Below are 20042 nucleotides of genomic sequence, written 5' to 3' on the forward strand. Positions count from 1 at the left end.
TTCTTCCCTTGCCTTTAATGGATGATAAAATCATCCATATTCATTTTCCTGTTCTTTACTTGCAGCATCTCTTGCGGCTTTTTAGCCGCCTGCTGGATTTCGGCTGTCGCTGCTGCTGCCTGCGTGATCTGCCCCGCGATCGGCGACGCCTTGGCTGCGTGTTTGATTACCTCAGCCTCTGCGGTCTGCCGGGCGATTTCTCCCATGATTTTACCCGTATTCATTTTCTGGCCAGGCCCAAAGCAGCCGCCAGTTGCAAGCGGTATCCCTGCCGTGGTGCCCAGGCTGCCCATAGCGCCGCCCATGGCTCCTCCAAGCGCTCCCCCCAAGGCGCCCAGGCCGCTTACTGCACCAGCTGTCACTTTATCCACCAAATCGGTCTTCTGCCGGATGACCAGCCGGAAGGTGCCGAAGCCTTCGGTATCCTCGTAGCTTTCCTGATAGTCGACGACAAAGGCCTTGGACAAATGCACCTGCCGGAACGTATTGCCGGCAAAGACCACGGTCAGTACCACATCGCGATAGGCATCGGGAGACTCTGCGGGGCAGTGCGCCCAGTTGAAGAGCTTCATCGTCTCATTGCCCTCCGCAGCTGCATAGAGCTTGCCTGTCACAACGATAGTGGACAGGCATTTTGACGCACGCGCCCGTGAATCTGCCGGCGTGAACATCTCCGTCTCGGCCGTCCGGATCATATTCTCATCCAGTGCGATTGACTCTGCCCCGTTTACCTGTAATCTGAACCCCATGGAAAAACTCCTTTCTTGACACGATTATCCATCTTATCCTGCGCCATCCGCAGGAAGGTTGCATATGCTTCTCCCTTTTCGGTATTCCGCTGTACTCCGCGGCCATTCTTATACGCATCAGCCAGCAAGCTGACCGACAGCGGATCATGCGGTGCCCGCTCAAAATACTCGATGGCCTTCTTCTCATCGCGTGGCAAACCGCGGCCTGTATAATAGGCCGAGCCGATATAGGCAAGTGCCGCTGTATCGCCCTCATGCGCGCCCAGCTGGCTCCAGCGTACAGCTGCCTCATAGCTCAGGGGCACAAGCTGCCCCTGATGCGCCCGCCGTCCAGCCATGGCATAAAGACGCGCCAGCGGCAGTTTCTTATCCTGGTAGGCAGGACTTGCATAAACCTTGGCCAGTGCAGCATTCAGCCGTGCTGCCTTTCCCTGCCAGATTGCGGCCTGCTCCTTGCTCTGCTCTACCTGCTGCCCCGTCTGATAGGCATAAGCCACGATGCACATGGCTTCGGGGTCATCCTCCCTGGCCCATGCCTGTACGGCCTCGAAATCGTACTTGCGATACGCCTTTTCAAGCTGCTTCTGGGTCTTCTTGGCTTCACGCTGCGCTTTGCGGGCGGCCTTATCCTGTGGCGATGCTTTGCCGATGCCAGGCAGATGCAGTTTGCTTAGCACCTGCTCGGCCACGGCAATCTTGCCCACATCAGCAAAAACATCAGCAGAAGCAGCGCTTGCCGATGCCGGCAGCAGGCAGGTACAGGCCATAGCCATGGCCACCACTTGTTTTTGATAATCCATACTGACTTCCTTTCTGCTCTGTCACTGCGGCAGGCCTGCAGCGATGGCCGTATCAGCGGTAATATTGGCCAGCAGTGTATCCATCTCAGCAGCTTTCTGGCTGTTGCCCGCCTGCTGGTAGGCTGCCTTGGCCTGCTCGGCTGCCTGCTTGGCATTATCATAGTCATGGGAGCCATAGAGGCTGCGGGCCTGATCCTCATAGCTCTTGGCCGTTGCCTGCGTTTCCAGCTGGCTCTGCAGGTTTGCCTGCGCGCTCGCGAGCTTGTCGCTCACGTTATTGGCCTCGCCGTATTCGCGCAGGGCCGTGTACTTGGCATAGGCACTGTTATAGCAGGCCACGGCCTCGGAATAATTGCCGCTGCCAGCTGCCCGGTCGCCATTCGTCTCGATCACAGCTGCGGCACCGAAGGCATTGGCATAGTCGTCAGCCTTCTTCTGCATCGCCTGCTCGGCCTCGCCCTGTGCCTTGTGCAGGCTCTCCAGGCCGCTCATCGACTGGTCGCGGCCGCCTTTATCGCCGAGCTGGGCAGCCATGCGGCGCGCTTCCAGATAGGCCGCCTCAGCGCCCTTATAGTCGCCCGCCGAAAGCAGGCTGTCGCCCTTGCTGATAGCTGCCTGCATCAAGGCCTTGCTGGCCTCATCCTGCTTGCCAAGCTGCTTGGCCTTGGCATCATAGAGCTTGTTGAGCGCCTCGATTGCCCGCTTCTTGCCCTCGGCATAGTGCTGCCACTCGGCTTTGTCGCGTGCCTGGAAATAGTAGTCCTCGGCTTTATCAAGATCCCCGGATTCCAAAGCATGGTCGCCGAGGCTGATCAGATCATCGACCGACAAATGCTCACCGCTCTGATGGATGCGGTGGTCGATATAGTCACTGCCGAGCATATCCGACTGACGCGACAGCTCCTTGGCCGACTGGAAGCGATCGTAGGCCGTCTCGAAGTCCTTGTCGCGGAACGCATCATCGCCCTGCACGATGGCATCGATGGTCTGCTGATACGCTTCGAGTTTTTCCGCCTCAGCTGTCTCCTCGAGCCTCGTCGCCTTCTGCACGCAATCGTCGCACTCTTTCTGCGCCCGCACAAAGTTCTCCGCACTGCAATAGGCCAGCATCCGGCGCTCCTGTGCATACATCTCCCGCACCGCCGTCTGATGGGCATGATAGCGGTAGAAGAAGAAACCGCCAACCATCAGGAAGAGCACGGCAGCGGCAATCGCCAGCCGGATGCGGCGGCGGCGCTTGCGGGCCCGCTCCGGGTCAGAGAAGACCCGATTGACAAAAATCGCTGCCATCGTGTAATTGCGCAAATCCTGCGGCTGACGCGACAGCAAAAGCTCCTCCACATAGTCGACAGACTCCTGGGGCTCATTGGTTGCATCGACAAAGACATCGTCAAGCTCGCCTTCATCCACATTCTCCCAGATTCCCTCGGTATAAAGACTGATGATATCCGCATCCATCAGCTTCAACTGCGGCGAGATAAACGGCGTGAAATCGTCGCGCTTGCCCAGGTACGCATAGAGATTGTTGCGCTCCCTGCTCTTAGCCACCGTTGTTATAGACTTTCCTTGGTCGACAAGATCCTGAGCCAGCGACTGATCCTTGGACTGGATTTTCATGCGCCCCTGCCGGTACATGCGCAGACGGGCATTACCCGCAGACGCGTAGCGCATCTTCTCGTAATCCGTGACCACGACCACCACCGAAGCCCGCAGTTTCTCCCGCGAAGCACTTGCCACCAAGCGGTCATTGGCATCCTGCAGATAGCGCTTGAGCGCCATCTTCGACATCCCCGGCTGCTCCTGGAAACTCAGCAGGATGTTCTCTACAGCCCGCTTAGCGCCCTGCGATTCCTTGAAATCCGTAATCCCCGACGCAATGACATAGCAAGCGTAGTCGTCAAGCTCCACAAAGGCAAAATAATCGTTATTTACAAGCTGACTGCCTGTCTCAGACACAAAGGCGGTCCGAAAGTCGCTGTTTGATTTTCTCAAGGTTCATACTCCCTTTCTTCTTGTTTCCCTGTTTCTTCCCGGCAGGCTTTGCTGCCGGATCATGCAAATCATAGAGGATAACGCTGGCGTTATCCTTATCCTCCCGCTTGCTGGCCTCCACCAGCGCAATGATCCGCTGCGCTTTTTCCTGCGGCGTAATCGGAAGGCTCAAGCAATCCTCAATCTTGCGCCAGGGCGCGGTCTCCGTCACGCCATCGGACAGGATGACCACCACATCGCCTGGCTGCAGTTCGATAGGTTCGCTGAAAAACTCGATATCGTGAAAGCCATCCTGCCCGACAAAATTGTAGAGACGGCGCTCATGCAGCAGCTTCAACGCCTGCTCCTTGGAAATGCGCCCCTGCTGATAACGATGCTGAGCCAGGATATCGATGGTCTGTCCCTCGGTCACCGGCACCAAATCCCCATCCCGGAACAAGGCGATGCGACTGTTGCCCACCAGTGCATAGTAAAGGCGGCTCCGCTCGATGATGGCCGCGGCCAGACAGGTCGACCCACGGCCGTCCTCCAGAACGCTGAGTATCTTATGGTTGGCCGCCTGGAACGCCTTGCGGAAATAATACTGCGGCTTTTCGCCTGCTTGACACTCCTGATAGAGATCAAGGCACGTATCGATAGCGAGCTTTGCCGCAATCTTGCCCGCCTGCCCACGGCCATCAGCCAGCAGCAAAAGCCCGCCTGCGTCGCCCAAGGCACTACCGGTCAGATCCTGCTGCAGCTGCCGCTGGCCAATCGTTGCCGCCGTGCCAATCGGATTGCGCGGCGGCTCATTTTTTTCGGGTACAGCTTCCTCCGCCACAGTTTGTTTTTCTGGCCAAAACCGCACGATAAGCAGTACGACGATAAGTGCGCCGATCCCGAGCAGACTATACATTCCCATAGCTGCCATCGCTTTCTCCCTCAGTCTCATAGCCGCCCTCTTCGGGCAGCCCCGACGGATCTTCCCAGCGGAAATGATCGCCGCAGAACGGCACAAACAAGAACTTGCTCTCGCCCATCTCGATCACATCGTAGACCGACAGCACCACCGGCGTATAGACAGCCGCTTCGTTATGATAGACAAGGCCATTGGAGTCGCCTGGCAAAAGCACCGTCTCATGCTTTTTCGGGTCATAGACCAGAATCGCATGATTGCGGCGGGAAATGCGATTATCCCCCAGGATCTGGATATCCATATCATCGGCACGGCCGATAAAATTCTTACCGGACTTTATCTTGTAATCCTTTCCCTGCCGCGGCCCATCGATGCAGACGAGCCAGCCACAGACCGGATCGATTTTCTCCAGCATCAGCATCTCGTCCACATCGACATCACTCTGGCCGACCATGCTCGTCTCCTTGCGCTCCTGCGTCGCCGTCTCGATATTGCAATACGGACAAACCGTACCATACCGCCGCGAACTGAATAAATGCCCATTCGGGCAACGAATAAGACCACTCATCTCACTTAACTCCTTTTTCTACTAAACTCATATAAATAACGGACGATTCAAATCCAAAATATCCGCCTCAGAATTTTCTAGTATATCCTCAAATTATTCCGTGGCTGCGTTGCTGGCTCTACTACTTGCAAAGTTGTGCCGATATCCCACACTTTGCCTGCACTCCGAAACGATAGCTTATCGCCATCCGTCAAGCTAAGCGCTCCCCCTGCACCGCTGGCTCCCATATCACGGGGATTCAGATAGAGCTTTTTCCCATGCTCGGTGGTAAGTGAGCGATTCTGATAATCGGCCATCGGCTGACAGGTGCTATCGATACCGCCATTTATCCTCCCTACGCCAGCTCCAGTTGGGTCATGCCGACGATGATGATGTCGCCGATTTCTACTTTACAGGGCTCGCCGGCAGTCAGCTGGTATTTGCGGCCGTCTCTTGCTTTGCAGAGCTGGGTGCCGTTGCGGCTGGAAAGATCTTCGACATACCATTCGGCATTGGCGTAGTTGAGCACCGCATGCTCGATATCGATGAGCGGCGCATAAGGACTTTTCTCGAGATCGATGTCGACCATGTTCTCCTGATAGTCACGGCCAATGACCAGCCCGGTGCGATTGAAGAGGTTCCAGCTTTTGAGGATATCGCCTTTTTCGCTTAGCCAATTGAGCTGCGTGATGCCTGCGGGAGCCGCAGGTTCGCTTTTGGCTGCGGGATTCTCCGGCATGACTTCTGGCACTGGCTGCCGCAGGCAGCGGATGAGGCTTACCACTGCCCAAAGGAACAGGACAAGGCCAAGGGCGATAAGCGCGCCCGACACGGCAGGATTTCCCAGGTCCGTAAGGCCAGCGAGTATGCTAAGTGCGATGCCGGCGATGCCGAGCAAGGCCGTAGTGATTTGTTTCCGGTACATGATATCTTCTCCTCTCTAGGCTTTCGTCCGCTCAAGAAAAACCAAAGAAGCCCTTGAACAAGTCGCTGGTGTCCAGCGGGTTCTTCTTGTCACTGCCTGCATCCTTGGCCGTTGGCTTTTGGATACCGGCAAAGAATGCATCTTCAAACGCACGGCGGGAAAAGGCCTGGCTAAAATCCGGCTTCGCACTGCTGGTATGTGCAGCCTGCTGCTGCGTATGCTGCCTGCACTGCTGTGTCTGCTGCCGCTGCCCCTGCTGTTTGCGGTCAAGGTCATAGCGGGCGCGTTTATTCTCATCGCTAAGCACCTGACAAGCTTCGTTGATGCGCTTGAACTGCTCAGCCGCCGCTTTATCGCCAGGATGCAAGTCCGGATGATATTTACGGGCCAGCTGGCGGAAGGCTTTCTTGATTTCCTTCTTGGTTGCCGTCGGGGACAGGCCAAGTATTTTATAATAATCTTTCATATGATTTCTCCTGTTATTACTAAAGGGGTGGACATTCTATCCACCCCTTCAGCAGTCAAGAAAGTGAGCGGTCTTTCTTATTTAGGCAGAATATCCGCCTTCAACCTGCAGCTCAGCCATCTTATCTTTCTTCTGTTTGAGCCAGAGCGTAAAGGTGCCGTTGCCATCGCCATCATCGTAAACTTCCTGATAGTCAACGACAAACGCATTGGTGAAGGTGTACTTGCGCTCCACCACGCCGCCAGCCACATAGGTCACGGTAACATTCCGATAGGCCTCAGCCCGCTCCGCCGGTACCACAGACCACAGGAGCATCTGCCGCGTGCTGTCAGCTGCTGCGCCTGTGGCATTGGCAAGGATCTTGCCCGAGATGACCAGCGTCGCGCCGACATCTTTCGTGCGGGCATCGGAGTCCATCGGGATATCCGTGCTGAATTTAACATGTTTCGTGCATTCCGGCTCGATAGAAAAGGGTTCCGCGCCGGTTACCTGTACCTGAAAAGACATACGTTTCTCCTCCTTCTATCAAGCGCCAAAGCCGCCATTTAACTGCACTGCCGTATTGAGGTCTTTCTTCTGCTTGATATGCAGATAGAACTGGCCCACGCCGGCCTCATCGTCGAGGTCTTCCGTATACTCGACCACAAAAGCATTGGGGAAGGTATACTGGCGGACAATCTGTCCGGCCGCGACGACATCGATAACGGCATTGCGGTAGCAGTCGGCACGCTCGGCCGGTACCCCGGCCCATTTGGCTGCGCCCAGCGTGCTGTCGACGGACTGACCGCCCAGCGAGAAATTCATCTTGCCCCATATCTTGACACTCAGGCGGATATCCCGTGCCCGGGCATTGGAATCATCCGGCGTATCGGAGTAGAATTCCACCTTCGTGATACTGCGTTCGTCGAACGAAATCTGTTCGGCACCGCCGGTAACATTAACTCGAAAACCCATAGTCTTTTTCCTCCTTTTGGAATCGGATCTTCTAAAAAACATCTATGCGGCCGCCAGCTGGCAGCCTGAGCTCGCGTCAAGAGGCGCGGTGAGCTGTCGTGATACGATTGGTCTCGATGGTGAGATTGCGCATATTGCCATTGAAGGTGATATCGAGCGTGCACATGCCGTTCTCTTCGTCGATAGCATAGTCGATATCGTCGCCGACACCGATGATGGCATTGACCATGTTGCGCTTGCTGAGCCATTTGCTCTTCTGGCTGTTCGGGTTGTTGCTGAAGAACTCCACGATATGATCCTGCTTGAAGTCGCCCGAAGCATGGCGCAGGATGCGCTCGATATAGGTCGTGACCTGCGTCTTGTAGAGCGGCTCGAAGACGCCGAGGTTCTCATCATAGAGCAGATTGCGTGCCTTGTAGACCATGATGTTCGTGATATGCTGGCCGGCGAATACGGCATTTTCCGAGGAAAAGACAAAACCAAAGCCGCGGCGGTTGATTTCATCCTTGATGGGATTCGTGAAGCCTGTGATTTCCTTGGCCAGCGTCGTACGCACCTGCAGGGCATGGTCGCCAGACTCGAAGTCAAAGGCTACGCCCGGCAGCTCGCTGTCGACATCGCGGCGGAATACATCGCGCAGGAATACAGGGTCCTGGCAGGTCGCCTCGATGCCAGCTGCCACATAGGCCGCATCGATATAGACGCCATCGATCCAAAGCTTCATGATATCCTGCTGATCCTTTGACAGTTCGGCGATATTGTTCGCATTGATTTTCATCTTCGTATCGAGCAGTACGCCGGATTTGTCGCGGGGAATCACGGTGAAGTTCGGCAGACACGGGATGGCATACTCGCTGTACGAGCGGTCCGTCAGCGGCTCGCAGCGCTCGACGTATTTGTCGATGCCCTCGGTCGCCATGCTGCTGAAGCTCGTTTTGTCGCTGGTCTCGAAGTTGAAGAAGCACTGCACGCGGAAATCCTTGAGTACATCGAGGATTGCACTCAGCGATTCGAGACTGTTGGCGCTGGTATTTTTCGGCGCATTGTTGCCGGCAAAGCGCTGCCGCGTGATGCGCGCCTTCGCGGGGCGATCAAGCTCCAGCGATGGATAGATGGCGTACCAGACCGTGTTCTTGAAATCGTTCTTGGCATTTACCGTATTGAGGAACGTACGCAGGCGAGGCAAATTCTTGGCCTGGGCCAGCAGGTCGTTCTTGACATTCGTGATGAAGAGCGCCGGGCGCATGCCCTTCGTGCGGGCCGGATACTGCTCGAAGAACATCCGCACGCCGAGGATTTTCTCGATCAGCGGCTTGACGGTCTTGATGAAGTCGTCCTTGGCCTGCTTGTAGAAATCCAGATACGTATTGTAGTTTTCGATTTCCTGCGCCACATCGACCGCAGAAACGATGGACGACGGCAACGGGCAGAACGTACGCGCAACGAGGGATTTGACATAGTCGTTATGGTTTTCCGCATTGAGCGCCTCATAGTCGTCCTCGATGGCTGCAATCAGGCCTTCGTTGATATTGTCATCCACCGTCACCAGCGCATGTGTCTGCTCTTTGGGCGCTTCGATGACCTTGAGCTCACCGCTGTCACCCATCGTGAGCACGCCGAGGGCCAGCGCCGTGTCCTGCTGATTCCCCTGCTCCGTGCCGAGCAGCAGGCGGGTCTTGATATCCTCGATAGCCAGCGGCAGCATGGCCATGACATTGTTGTAGTTCTTGCTGGCCTCCTCGAACATGACATTGAGCTTGTCGCCGCAGTCGAGTTTCTTCGGGTCGCCATCCTCGAGCTCGACATACTTGCTATAGACATAGCGCAGCTCCTTGCGCTCCTGCTTGATATCCTCCATGACCTTGTGCGGCGAGATGAGATCCGTGAGCTTCTCGAACTTGAAATCGACATTCAAAAGCCCCTGCGAGCGCTTCGTGTCCACCAATGTCAGCAGCATACGCAAGAAATCGTTGTGCATGTTCAGATGAATGGCCGTCAGCAAATCATCGGGCACATTCTCGGGACGCTTGAGCGTATACATGACGCGCTGCGTATTGGCATTGAAGAAGGAATACACGACCGGGTCGAACTTATCGAGGAATTCCTGGAAATCATGCACCAAAAGCTTTTCATTGAGCTCCTTGATTTTCTCATCGCTCAAGCTGTCCAGCGCATTCGTATCGCCGACCATCGTGAGCAGGTCAAGCTTTTCCGGATTGATTTCCTCGAACAGCAGCGTGCGGTTCGTCTGTGAAATGATTTTTGCCATTTTGTCTAACTCCTTTTCATATCTTTCTCAGGTCTGTGGTTTCAGATCCTTGAGTACCATCGTCAATGCCAGCTGTTCATCGCCGAAGGAGAGCTGCACCGGCTCATCGTAGCCCATGAAGCAGCTGGTACCGCGCAGGATAAGCTCGCCATCCTTGAGCAGGGTTGCCTGCGAATCGTTGTCGAGCCAAATGCCTGCCTTGCCCGGATGGACGCTGAGCCCATCGAGCCCGGGCAGCGTATCGGGAAGCTGGCACTCATGGAAGAGACGCCGCAGCGGCAGCGCCGTATGCTCCAAGTGACGATACAGATTGAGCACCCGCACGCGGTGATCGCGCCCCGAGCGGGTGCGGATATCGCGGATGGTAAGCTCTCCGACATAGCGCTCTGCCCAGAAAGGCTGCTGCGCAGGCAGCGGTCTTTGCCGGCGCCGCTGCCGCCGCGTCTTGAGCTGCACGGCAACGAGCAGACCAATCAGCACCAAGGCTCCGCCCCCGCCGCCGATTGCCAGCAGCCAAGGCACCGAGGAGCCTTCTGCTGGCTGCTTTTTCTCCGGCACAGCTATCATAAGCGATGCTGGCGTGCAGTCCACATTCCAGCCCCAGGCCGAAAAGACCGGCAGGATGTTCTCCGCGCCCTGCCAATCCTGCGGCAGCTCCACCCAGATGCTGCCATCACGGACATAGCCCGGATAGTAATCGTTATCGAGCCATACGGCGATTTCTTTGTCCGCCAGCGCCCGATCATCCAGCAGCGGCTGCCTGTCGCCATCGGCGGTGCGCACACTAAGCTTCAGCCACTGGTCATCCGCTTCGCCAGCCACAAGCTCCGCCTGCAAATCCGCCGTCAGCTGCGGATACAGCTCGACCTGCTGGCCAGCCGGCAATCCGGTAAGCGCCATATGCGCCGCAGGATTCTTGATATCCCAGATGGTAAGGGACGGGCCATCGTAGACCTGATGTCCCGAATCCTGCCCCACCAGTTTTGCCTGCGTCGCACTGCCATCGCCCTTGCGAACCACCAGCCGCAGATGACGGACCGCGCTTGCTGGCACCGGCAGCGAAAGGTCGGCCCTGCCACTCGCATCGGCTGTCCGCTCGCTTTTGCCAATCGCCCAGTTCTGAGCCAGCAGCTGGGCCCCGACAGCTGGCACAGCTGCCATATCCGGCGCCGTCGCATAAGTAATATCACTCGCGTAGATGTTGGCCTGCGGCGTTGTCTGACTGCCGCCAAGCGCCAGCACATAAACCCGGATGCCGCGCTCACGGCAGGCAGCCATCGCCTCTTGAAAGGCCTTTACCGATGCGACGGTCTCTTCGCTCGTCGGCAGCATGATTTCGCCATCCGTGACAATCACGATGCTGCGCGCAGACGCGCCATCGGCGGCAAAGGCTGTGACCGCCTGCTGCATGGCCGCGCCTGTATTGGTATAGCCGCCGTACTGCATCCCCTGCAAAGCCGGCGCCGGCAAGCGGCTGAGCCCTGCCAGCGGCTGCAATAGACTCACCTGATCGCTATACGCATATATCCCGACCGCCCAATTGGTTGGCAGCATTGCACACATCTCCAGCGCCGTCTCCGGCATCAGCCGCAAGGGATCTGCTGCCACCATCGACTGGCTGGCGTCCAGCAGGAAAACAACTTCCTGCCGCTGCAGCTGCTGGGGCAGGCCCACCTGCCCGGCTGCCTCTCCCCGGCACCCGAGCATCAGCAGGCCTGCCGTCAAAACAGCCGCTATCCGTCCAAAAACGTTCCATTGAATCCTTTTCGTTGTTCCTCCTCCTCACAATCATCCACATCATTCCCAGGCTTTAATCTCGCTTTCAAATTCTAAACTTCCCACCATCCTTCCCGCCGATTTCCAGCCACCTTTAATGGTTTTGTTACCTTTTCTTTATCCTATGATTTATCCTATCTATTATGTGCACGTTTAGCATGGTACTATAGAACAATTAAACTCACTTAAATGTTTTTTTACGATTAGATAAAAATTATTCTCATTTGTTTTTTAGAATCATCGAAGAAACTTCCAATAAAAAAAAGCCCCCGGCATAAAGCCGGAGACTTATCAAGTAGCGGAATCACGCTTCCACAGTATTCTGTTGATGGCTGGCTTCAAGCTCGAAGAGCTCTTTGTCTCTTTCGTCTTTTGGCTGCTGTACCCGCAGGAACATGGCATCGCCAAAGCTGAAGAACCGGTATTTCATCTCCACAGCCTTCTTATAGGCATCAAGAATGAAATTGCGGCCGCCGAAGGCACTGATCAGCATGATCAGCGTCGATTTCGGCAGATGGAAATTCGTCACGATACCATCGATGATCTTGAAATCATAGCCCGGATAGATGAAAATCTGGGTCCAGCCGCTCTTGCCGCTGATTTCATTCTTGCCGTCCGCCGCCGATTCCAGCGTACGGATGCTCGTCGTGCCGACCGCGATGACGCGATGGCCGGCTTTTTTTGTATCCATGATGAGCTTAGCCGTCTCATCCGAGATGCGATAGAACTCCTTATGCATATCATGCTTCTGGATGTCCTCGCAGTTTACCGGACGGAACGTACCAAGGCCCACATGCAGCGTGACAAAGCCGAGATTTACGCCCATATCCTTGAGCTCCTGCATCTGCTCCTTGGTGAAGTGCAGGCCAGCCGTCGGCGCAGCGGCCGAACCTTCCTCACGGTTGTAGACCGTCTGATAGCGCTCCTTATCCTCGAGTTTCTCATGGATATATGGCGGCAGCGGCGTCTCGCCGAGACGGTCGAGGATTTCCTCGAATACGCCCTCGAATTTGAATTCGACGATGCGGCCGCCAAAATCCGTATGATCCGTAACGGTGCACGAAAGCTCGTCACTGAAATTGATGACATTGCCCGGCTTGGCCTTTTTGCCCGGCTTTACCAGCGTCTCCCAATGCGTAGCATCGAGACGGCGCAACAGGAATACCTCGACCTTGCCGCCCGTCTGGTCACGATGCCCGATCAAACGAGCTGGCATAACACGCGTATCATTGAAAATCAGTGTATCACCCGGCTCCAGATATTCCTTGAGGTCATAAAAATGACGATGCTCGATGGTCTTCTCCACGGGGTCGAGCACCATCAGCCGTGATGCGTTGCGCGGCTCGATAGGAACCTGTGCAATGCGCTCTTCCGGCAGTTCATAATCAAAATCGGATAATAATAACATGTTTTCGTCCTTCAATCTATCAATATAGTTTCTTCAGCGTCGTCCCCGCATAATAATTGCTAAGGATTTCCGTATATTTATAGCCTTTTTCCTCGGCATACGCCTTGGCTCCCCACTGCGAGAGCCCCAGTCCATGACCCCAGCCATAGCCGCGGATAAAGACCACACCGGCGCGCAGCGAGATGTCAAACATCGTGCTCTTGAGGCCCAGCCAGCTGCGCAGATCGTTGCCACTGACAAGCGCCGTGCCCTGCTTGCCCGTAAAGCGTACCTGCTGGGCGCGGCCCGAAGCTGTACGTCCCTTGACGCGCTTGCCTGGCTGCAAATCGGCAAGCTCCACCTTCTTTAGCGCACCGACATTCTTGCCATGGCTGGCAAGCACAGAGGCAAGATTTGCCGCCGTGATATTCTTCTCCCACGGATACGTCTTGGTATGCACTTCCTTGGCCGCCCGCAGATACGGAATCCGGCTGCCCCAGACATCCTCGCTGTTCTCGGTCATGCCGCCTGAATCCGTATGGAACAGAGCATCGATCAGCTTGCCCCGGTACGTCAGCACCTCACCGGCCGTGGCCTTGATGGCCCGGTCAGCGCCAGCCTTTTCAGCGGCAACACCGCTGTACTGCTGGCAATGCGTCGTCGCACAAAGGTCATAGCCCTCACTGGCATGACGCTTGCGGCTGCTCAAGGCAAAAGTGCGCGCGGCCACTGCCTGTGCCTTGACCGCCTCGGTATTCCACTCAGGCGGCATCTCCTCAGGCACCACGCCGCGCAGATATTCCTCAACCGTCACATGGTTGACCACGGTAAAGCCCGCACCCTTCGGCTGCAGCTGCACCGCCCCGCGATAGGCACGGCCATTGATGCGCGTGACCTGCTGCGCCAGCTGGCGTTCATCAGCCACGATGCACTCGATAGCCTCCTGGCCTGCCTTGAGCTTTTTGCCATCTACCGCAAAACTGCCATCACGATAGGCAATCGTCAGCGGCTTATCGGCACTGCCCTTATAGAGCACCTTATGATCTTTGACCGTGCGAATCACAAAAGCCTTATCCACACTGACCTTGACCGCCGTCTGCCCCGTTTGCAGACCGATAAGCAAATCGGGCTGCCAGGCGGCCTCGGCAGCAAGCGGCCAAAATAACAGGGCCGCCGCAAAGACTGCTCCGAGAATCTTCCCACACTTATTCATGGCCTGCCTCCTTCGCCGCCGCAGCCTCAGCCGCCAGTCTGGCCCGCTTCTTTGCCTTGTTCTCCTTGCGCCGCTGCTTGCGGATGGCTTTGCTGTAGCGCTCCTCTTCACTAAAGATGCAGCCGCAGTATGGCTGACGGTAAAGCTCCAGCTCATGGCTGATGTCGATGCCCTCCTGCCAGCCGGGACGGAAATCCTCGTAGTAGAACTGCACGCCATACTGCGCGGCAAACTTTTCGGCCGTACGCTTCATCAAATCGTGCTGCTGGTAGATGCTATAGAAAAGCGTCGACGTGAAGGCATCAAAGCCATTTGCTGCCGCAAAGCGCGCCGCCTCCTCGAGCCGCCAGGTATAGCACATCGTGCAGCGGCCATTGGGCAGCGCCTCTGCTGGCAGTGCCTTTTTCAAGAAGTCACGCAGACGATAGTTCTCATCGGCATAAAATTCCATCTTGACCTTTTCGGCAAATTCCTTCGCTGTCTTGAGCCGCCTGTCCCACTCGGTATACGGATGGATATTTGGATTGAAGAAATATCCCACCGGCTCGATGCCATCTGCGCGCAATTTCTTGACCGGATAGCACGCACACGGCCCACAGCACATATGTAAAAGCAGTTTCATCGTTTCTCTCCCTTATTCCGGATAGGCTATGCCCATATGCTCATAGCCAGCCCGCGTGACCACGCGGCCCCGCGGCGTACGGTTGACAAAGCCGAGCTGGATAAGGAACGGCTCATAGACATCCTCGATCGTATCCGTGCTCTCGCTGATAGCCGCCGCCAGCGTATCAAGCCCCACCGGGCCGCCGCCAAACTTCTTGATCATCGTCGACAGCATGCGCCGGTCCGTATGGTCAAGGCCAGCCTTATCGACCTCGAGCAAGGACAGAGCCTTATCCGCCAGCTCATCGGTGATGACATCCTGCCCCTCGTACTGCGCCACATCGCGCACGCGTTTCAGCAGGCGGTTGGCGATACGCGGCGTCCCCCGCGAACGGCGCGCAATCTCCAAGGCACCGCGATCCTCGATGGGAATTTCCAGGATTTCAGCCGCCCGCTTGATGATGTTCACCAAAGCCTCAGGCGTGTAATACTCCAGCCGCGAAATAATGCCAAAGCGGTCACGCAGCGGTGCCGCCAGTGACCCCGCCTTCGTCGTCGCGCCAATCAGCGTAAAGGGCGCGATATCCAGACGAATCGAGCGGGCGCTAGGCCCTTTGCCGATGATGATATCGAGCGCAAAGTCCTCCATCGCCGAGTAAAGAACCTCCTCGACACTGCGCGACAAGCGGTGGATCTCATCGATAAAGAGCACATCGTGCTCCTGCAGATTCGTCAAAAGCGCCGCCAAATCTCCCTGCCGCTCGATAGCCGGCCCCGAAGTCTGGCGGAAATTCACGCCCATCTCATTGGCAATGATGCCCGCCAGCGTCGTCTTGCCAAGGCCCGGCGGCCCGTATAACAGCACATGGTCGAGCGCATCGCCGCGGTTCATCGCCGCCTTGATGAAGATATCGAGGTTCTTCTTGGCCTTGTCCTGGCCGATATACTCACTTAACTTGCGCGGGCGGAGACTGTACTGCCAATCATCAGCGCGCTGTTCGTCCATCGCCACGATGCGGCCATCGTCAATATCCATATCGTAAAAATCTTCTTCTGCCAAGCCTCAGCCCCCCTTTAAAATTTATTCAGCTGCTTGAGTGCCAGTTTGATGATTTCCTCCGTCGTCTTGCACTTCGAGGCCTGCTTGAGCACTGGTGCGATCTCCGCCTGGCTATAGCCCAGCGCCATAAGTGCCGCCTGCGCCTCACTGATGATATCATCGCCCACAGCGCCTTCCATATCCAGCGTCAAGACTTCCTCCACATCGCTGGTGGCAAAGCCTACTTTGTCCTTGAGCTCCAAAATCAAGCGCTCCGCCGACTTCTTACCAATACCCGGCAGTTTCGTCAGCACCGTAGCCTGCTTATTCTGGATTGCCTTGCAAAGGCCATCCACTGTAATCGACGACAAAATCCCCAGCGCCACCTTCGGACCAATGCCCGACACGCCAATCAGCAGCTGGAAAATATCGTACTCATCCTCACTGGCAAACCCATAAAGCGTAATGCCATCCTGATAGACATTCATATAGGTAAAGAGCTGCGTCTCTTCCTTCAATCGCAGCTTATTCCGCGTAGACCCGGCCACAAAGACCCGATACCCCACGCCATTCACATCGAGCAGACAGTAGTCAGCCTTGAGCGCCGCCACCTGCCCCCGCAAAAATCCAATCATCGAAAGGTTCACTCCAATAAAAGAAAACTTGTAACCTTATTAGTATAGCATAATTGAGTATTCTCCTACAACTCGGTGCTAGATGATACACATTTTACCACAAAAAGTTCCCCACCTACTGACACGATTGACATAATCAAAAAACCCGACCATCCGGCCGGGCCTTCGCTCTGGTAGCTATTCAGAGCATTCGTGCTGTTGCTGCGTCACTGCCGATCCAGCCACTTGCAGATGTAGTAGCTGATTACACCTGCTACAACCGACAGAAAAAGGTAATAAATATCATCGAACAACGAGCTCACCTCCCTTCACTACGGTAAGGGATATGATCCGCAGCATGCTTTATTTTATATTATCGTTGCTAAATTATCAAGATATGATATAATGGTTGTAGCTAAAGGTAATAAATATCGAGCAATGAGCGAAGCCCCTTGGAGTAGCTACCAAGGGGCTTTTCTTATACCTATGGACGGTCAACGCATGTCATCGTGTGCGCTGGCCGCTTTTTCTTTGCTGGAATATATAGCAATGGAGTGATTACATCCAACCATCCGGATACTCCCCGCAATGACTGCGAAAGCACATATTCCCATCTCCCTATATAATGCTCTTTGTCTCTTTTAGAGCATAGGTATTTGTCCAGTTCATCCCCACATGCGTGGGGCATACCCGCGTCCACGTCGTCACACACACCGCGCATCCGGTTCATCCCCACATGCGTGGGGTATACGCCCATTGCGACTGATGCCGATTACCTCGGTGCGGTTCATCCCCACATGCGTGGGGTATACGTCCGGGATAGCGCCACCATCTGCGAGCCACTCGGTTCATCCCCACATGCGTGGGGTATACTGCTGCTACAACACGAGGGTCAATCTTAAACTCGGTTCATCCCCACATGCGTGGGGTATACACCTGTTCGGCGTCATAGAGGGCGAGACGGGGCGGTTCATCCCCACATGCGTGGGGTATACAAGTTCGTCAGCTACGATGACGATGACGCAGAACGGTTCATCCCCACATGCGTGGGGTATACACCTGTTCGGCGTCATAGAGGGCGAGACGGGGCGGTTCATCCCCACCTACGTGGGGCATACACTAGAAGAAATGGCTTGATTACGCCATTCTTCGGCAAAAACTTACCGCTATGTGTCTGACTCAATCTTATTATTTTGCACGGCTAATGTCAATGTCCATATATTGACTTGTCAAAAGTCAAATCTCCATCCATCAGCAAGCCATATTCATGATTGAGCTCCAACCAGCTGCCATTAGCGAATTCGCAGCGGCCATCATCACCGGGAAATACGAACAAGCCTTGCAATAGTCCCTCACCTTTCCAAGCCTTTTCGCCATTGCGGCAAGTAAGTTTTTCTGGTTGTATATTTTTTGCCGCTGCACTCACGCTCCGGCCTAATATCTCCTTGGCCTGTTTACGACGCACTTTGCCATTTGCGGGCAAACATTCGAATTCTTCGTGTGGAATGACTGCAATGCGTACGCTGGCTTCTCCCAAGCGCGTTTTCGCCGCCATAAAATCCACTTCATTGTCTGAGAAAATGTCTTCATCGCCACCATACAAACAAAACGCATCAGTCATAGGCAATGGCAGTTCTTTTATTTTTGCAGCGCCTTCCTTCACCTCCTTATCCATGCCATATGACATCCATTCCTCTAGTTGCTCCTCAGTCGTCGGTGCACCTTCATATACCCGCTGCACCAAGATGGGAATCTCACGCGGCAAACAGATTTCCGTAAGCTTATGCAGTTCTTCCTTTGTTCGCTGCAATAATAGCTCATAATAAACAAAACCGGTACTGCCATAGTCATCGTCATTCGACACCAAAACTGTCATGTGCGGAGAATCTATGCCTGGCGGCCGCAGCGTATCTTTATGCCGCCATAATCTTCCCATGCGTTGCAGCAAAAGGTCTATCGGACATATTGCCGAAATCATATAGTCAAAATCCAAATCCAACGACTGTTCTACGACCTGTGTCGCTACCACAATCAACTTTTGCGGACGCTTTTTCTTATCGGTGCTTAATTTTTCTAAGCACTCCTGCTCAATCTCATTCCGACGTTTCGCATGGAATCTGGCATGAAATAAAATGGCAGGATATTCCGGCAAGCGCTTGCGTATGGCTCGGTATGTGTCCTGCGCCTCTTTTACCGTATTCACCAATACACAGGTACAACCACCCACTGCAGCTTTTTGCTCTACAAGCTCTGCAATCTTATCCGTATCCCCTAATAGTGGCTGACAATCTATCGTTACTTTCGTTTCCGCTTGACCACCCGCCACCGCTATCTGTCTTGGCATTTTATCATCGTATAGCAGGGTAACCGCCGGATATGTTGCCGAATCCAACAGACCTTCTTCGTACGCATAACATGCGGCAAACTTTTCCTTACTGCTTGCCGGAAGTGTCGCTGACAACATGACCACAGGGATGTGCAGTACACGGCACCAGCAAAGCAGTTTCTCTATGATGCTGCTCATATACGCGTCATAGGAATGCAGTTCGTCTATAATCAGTACCTTCTGAGCCAGACCAGCGAGCCGCAGGCAGCCATATTTTACCTTCATGGCTGCCATCATTACCTGGTCAATCGTTCCGACAGCAAACGGCGAAATAAGCCCCCGTCGCATTGGCGAAGTCCATAGTTCCGCAACGCCAGCATCTTCTGTCTGAAAAGACCTTTCGGCTTCATCTTGCAGCCAAGCCATACCATGCATCAGTTTCGCCTGCGGGTCGTTAAGCCCCGCCAGCATCGCATTCATCCGCCCCACCATTTGATTTGCTGTCGCCGAGGTCGGAAGTGCCACATAAAAGCCTTCCTTGCCCCAGCGCTGTGCCAGCCGGCAAGCTGCATATAAGCCTGCTTCTGTCTTTCCGCAGCCCATCGGTGCCTCCAAGATTACCGCCAATGGCATCTCTTTTTCATCAGCCAATACCGTTTCGATTGTCTTTTGCAAAGGACGCATTCCCGCCGCCGGAATCTGCGGCCATAGTTTCGTAAAGCAATCGATTTCTGTACGTGGGGGATGATGACACAGATGGTTCTGCTGCAGGAATCGCCGCATGATCCGTTCCGTATCTGCAATCACCTGCTCCACCGTGCGCCCCGCAGATAAATCCGCAAATTCATCCCCCGAGGCAATCCAATCGGCTGTCACAATGATACCCAGCAGCAGCATGCAGACAGCATCATAATGCGCGGGAAGGACATTTTCCGGCTGAAATATTTCGCGCATCTGCTTTTCGAGTTTCATCTGCAAGCGCGTCCATATCTTTTCACGTAAATCATCCCAGCCATAGCCTCTGCTCAAAGGCGTTTCGTGCTTTCCCTGATGATGCCTGCCAATCACCGCTGCCATCCGATGTCGTTCGCGCATACTGCCAAAGAGGCCCTGTTCTTTCCATAGCCGATAGAGTTTTTCCTCGCCATATACTTCATGGCGGAATCCCTTGGCATCCGGACACAGCAGCTCTGCCTGTTTCAGTACGGCCGCACTTTTGCTTCCCTCTGCCTGCTGCTGGAACGCAGGAAAAGCCTTGCCGATATCATGAACCGCAGCCATATACCCCACCAAGCAATACACTTGCTGCTCATTCAAAGGCAAATACCGCTGCAATTCTGCCGTCAAAGGGCGAAAACTCCCGTCTTTCAGCAAAGACTGCGCTGCTACACCTGTCTCGAGCAGATGCATCCATAGCGGTTTATACGGATCGCTTTTGGCCCAGATGCTGTCTTGCAACGACTGATATAATTCTTCGTCCATAGCTT

At 54.9% G+C, this 20042-nt stretch carries 17 protein-coding genes and 1 CRISPR repeat array; all 17 genes read right to left on the reverse strand.

Annotated features, from left to right (window positions below):
* Positions 1 to 14: 14 nt before the first annotated feature.
* Entirely contained in the window at positions 15 to 749 is a 735-nt protein-coding gene (locus tag BM181_RS03845) for a hypothetical protein (protein WP_075442504.1), read from the reverse strand.
* Positions 728 to 1549: a tetratricopeptide repeat protein gene (locus BM181_RS03850; RefSeq protein WP_075442505.1), complete on the reverse strand. Its 822-nt coding sequence runs from the start codon at positions 1547 to 1549 to the stop codon at positions 728 to 730. The genes BM181_RS03845 and BM181_RS03850 overlap by 22 nt, the downstream gene beginning before the upstream one ends.
* 21 nt (positions 1550 to 1570) lie before the next feature.
* The gene (locus tag BM181_RS03855; protein WP_075442506.1) at positions 1571 to 3541 is read right to left on the reverse strand and encodes a PP2C family protein-serine/threonine phosphatase; all 1971 of its coding nucleotides are present in this window, start codon (positions 3539 to 3541) and stop codon (positions 1571 to 1573) included.
* On the reverse strand, positions 3498 to 4472 hold the full coding sequence (locus BM181_RS03860) for a PP2C family protein-serine/threonine phosphatase (protein ID WP_256211281.1): 975 nt from the start codon (positions 4470 to 4472) through the stop codon (positions 3498 to 3500). The genes BM181_RS03855 and BM181_RS03860 overlap by 44 nt, the downstream gene beginning before the upstream one ends.
* Complete coding sequence (locus BM181_RS03865) at positions 4429 to 5004, reverse strand: FHA domain-containing protein (protein WP_075442507.1); 576 nt, start codon at positions 5002 to 5004, stop codon at positions 4429 to 4431. Before BM181_RS03865 ends, BM181_RS03860 begins: the two co-directional genes overlap by 44 nt.
* Before the next feature lie 334 nt (positions 5005 to 5338).
* Positions 5339 to 5908: an FHA domain-containing protein gene (locus BM181_RS03875; protein ID WP_075442509.1), complete on the reverse strand. Its 570-nt coding sequence runs from the start codon at positions 5906 to 5908 to the stop codon at positions 5339 to 5341.
* A gap of 31 nt (positions 5909 to 5939) precedes the next feature.
* A complete protein-coding gene (locus BM181_RS03880) occupies positions 5940 to 6374 on the reverse strand; it encodes a J domain-containing protein (RefSeq protein WP_075442510.1) in 435 nt (144 codons plus the stop codon).
* A gap of 81 nt (positions 6375 to 6455) precedes the next feature.
* The gene (locus tag BM181_RS03885; protein ID WP_014423949.1) at positions 6456 to 6881 is read right to left on the reverse strand and encodes a hypothetical protein; all 426 of its coding nucleotides are present in this window, start codon (positions 6879 to 6881) and stop codon (positions 6456 to 6458) included.
* A gap of 18 nt (positions 6882 to 6899) precedes the next feature.
* A complete protein-coding gene (locus BM181_RS03890) occupies positions 6900 to 7328 on the reverse strand; it encodes a hypothetical protein (RefSeq protein WP_075442511.1) in 429 nt (142 codons plus the stop codon).
* A 76-nt stretch (positions 7329 to 7404) separates the two neighbouring features.
* Entirely contained in the window at positions 7405 to 9597 is a 2193-nt protein-coding gene (locus tag BM181_RS03895) for a transcriptional regulator (protein ID WP_075442512.1), read from the reverse strand.
* A 27-nt stretch (positions 9598 to 9624) separates the two neighbouring features.
* Positions 9625 to 11304 carry a vWA domain-containing protein gene (locus tag BM181_RS03900; RefSeq protein ID WP_075442513.1) on the reverse strand — a complete coding sequence of 560 codons (1680 nt, stop codon included), beginning with the start codon at positions 11302 to 11304 and terminating at the stop codon, positions 9625 to 9627.
* Between the two features lie 373 nt (positions 11305 to 11677).
* Positions 11678 to 12781, reverse strand: coding sequence for a tRNA preQ1(34) S-adenosylmethionine ribosyltransferase-isomerase QueA (gene queA / locus BM181_RS03905; protein WP_075442514.1), 1104 nt, complete (start codon positions 12779 to 12781; stop codon positions 11678 to 11680).
* Between the two features lie 19 nt (positions 12782 to 12800).
* Positions 12801 to 13973: a SpoIID/LytB domain-containing protein gene (locus tag BM181_RS03910; protein ID WP_075442515.1), complete on the reverse strand. Its 1173-nt coding sequence runs from the start codon at positions 13971 to 13973 to the stop codon at positions 12801 to 12803.
* Positions 13966 to 14595, reverse strand: coding sequence for an epoxyqueuosine reductase QueH (locus BM181_RS03915; protein WP_075442516.1), 630 nt, complete (start codon positions 14593 to 14595; stop codon positions 13966 to 13968). The genes BM181_RS03910 and BM181_RS03915 overlap by 8 nt, the downstream gene beginning before the upstream one ends.
* 12 nt (positions 14596 to 14607) lie before the next feature.
* On the reverse strand, positions 14608 to 15612 hold the full coding sequence (ruvB, locus tag BM181_RS03920) for a Holliday junction branch migration DNA helicase RuvB (protein WP_074515023.1): 1005 nt from the start codon (positions 15610 to 15612) through the stop codon (positions 14608 to 14610).
* A gap of 38 nt (positions 15613 to 15650) precedes the next feature.
* Positions 15651 to 16250, reverse strand: a complete 600-nt coding sequence (gene ruvA, locus BM181_RS03925) for a Holliday junction branch migration protein RuvA (RefSeq protein WP_075442517.1) — start codon at positions 16248 to 16250, stop codon at positions 15651 to 15653.
* Positions 16251 to 16890: 640 nt separating this feature from the next.
* Positions 16891 to 17348: a CRISPR direct-repeat array (repeat unit 30 nt; unit sequence CGGTTCATCCCCACATGCGTGGGGTATACA).
* Positions 17349 to 17436: 88 nt separating this feature from the next.
* Positions 17437 to 20037: a CRISPR-associated helicase/endonuclease Cas3 gene (locus BM181_RS03930; protein WP_075442518.1), complete on the reverse strand. Its 2601-nt coding sequence runs from the start codon at positions 20035 to 20037 to the stop codon at positions 17437 to 17439.
* Positions 20038 to 20042: the final 5 nt, after the last annotated feature.

The organism is Pseudoselenomonas ruminantium (assembly GCF_900113715.1).
GTDB lineage: Bacteria > Bacillota > Negativicutes > Selenomonadales > Selenomonadaceae > Selenomonas_A > Selenomonas_A caprae.

Bases quoted from the DNA above. Each gene is read 5' to 3' on its own strand.
- BM181_RS03915 (WP_075442516.1), bottom strand. From the start codon at position 14,595: ATGAAACTGCTTTTACATATGTGCTGTGGGCCGTGTGCGTGCTATCCG.
- BM181_RS03860 (WP_256211281.1), bottom strand. From the start codon at position 4,472: ATGAGACTGAGGGAGAAAGCGATGGCAGCTATGGGAATGTATAGTCTG.
- BM181_RS03845 (WP_075442504.1), bottom strand. From the start codon at position 749: ATGGGGTTCAGATTACAGGTAAACGGGGCAGAGTCAATCGCACTGGAT.
- BM181_RS03900 (WP_075442513.1), bottom strand. From the start codon at position 11,304: ATGCTCGGGTGCCGGGGAGAGGCAGCCGGGCAGGTGGGCCTGCCCCAG.
- BM181_RS03850 (WP_075442505.1), bottom strand. From the start codon at position 1,549: ATGGATTATCAAAAACAAGTGGTGGCCATGGCTATGGCCTGTACCTGC.
- BM181_RS03865 (WP_075442507.1), bottom strand. From the start codon at position 5,004: ATGAGTGGTCTTATTCGTTGCCCGAATGGGCATTTATTCAGTTCGCGG.
- BM181_RS03930 (WP_075442518.1), bottom strand. From the start codon at position 20,037: ATGGACGAAGAATTATATCAGTCGTTGCAAGACAGCATCTGGGCCAAA.
- BM181_RS03890 (WP_075442511.1), bottom strand. From the start codon at position 7,328: ATGGGTTTTCGAGTTAATGTTACCGGCGGTGCCGAACAGATTTCGTTC.
- queA (WP_075442514.1), bottom strand. From the start codon at position 12,781: ATGTTATTATTATCCGATTTTGATTATGAACTGCCGGAAGAGCGCATT.
- BM181_RS03885 (WP_014423949.1), bottom strand. From the start codon at position 6,881: ATGTCTTTTCAGGTACAGGTAACCGGCGCGGAACCCTTTTCTATCGAG.
- BM181_RS03895 (WP_075442512.1), bottom strand. From the start codon at position 9,597: ATGGCAAAAATCATTTCACAGACGAACCGCACGCTGCTGTTCGAGGAA.
- BM181_RS03910 (WP_075442515.1), bottom strand. From the start codon at position 13,973: ATGAATAAGTGTGGGAAGATTCTCGGAGCAGTCTTTGCGGCGGCCCTG.
- BM181_RS03880 (WP_075442510.1), bottom strand. From the start codon at position 6,374: ATGAAAGATTATTATAAAATACTTGGCCTGTCCCCGACGGCAACCAAG.
- BM181_RS03875 (WP_075442509.1), bottom strand. From the start codon at position 5,908: ATGTACCGGAAACAAATCACTACGGCCTTGCTCGGCATCGCCGGCATC.
- ruvB (WP_074515023.1), bottom strand. From the start codon at position 15,612: ATGGATATTGACGATGGCCGCATCGTGGCGATGGACGAACAGCGCGCT.
- ruvA (WP_075442517.1), bottom strand. From the start codon at position 16,250: ATGATTGGATTTTTGCGGGGGCAGGTGGCGGCGCTCAAGGCTGACTAC.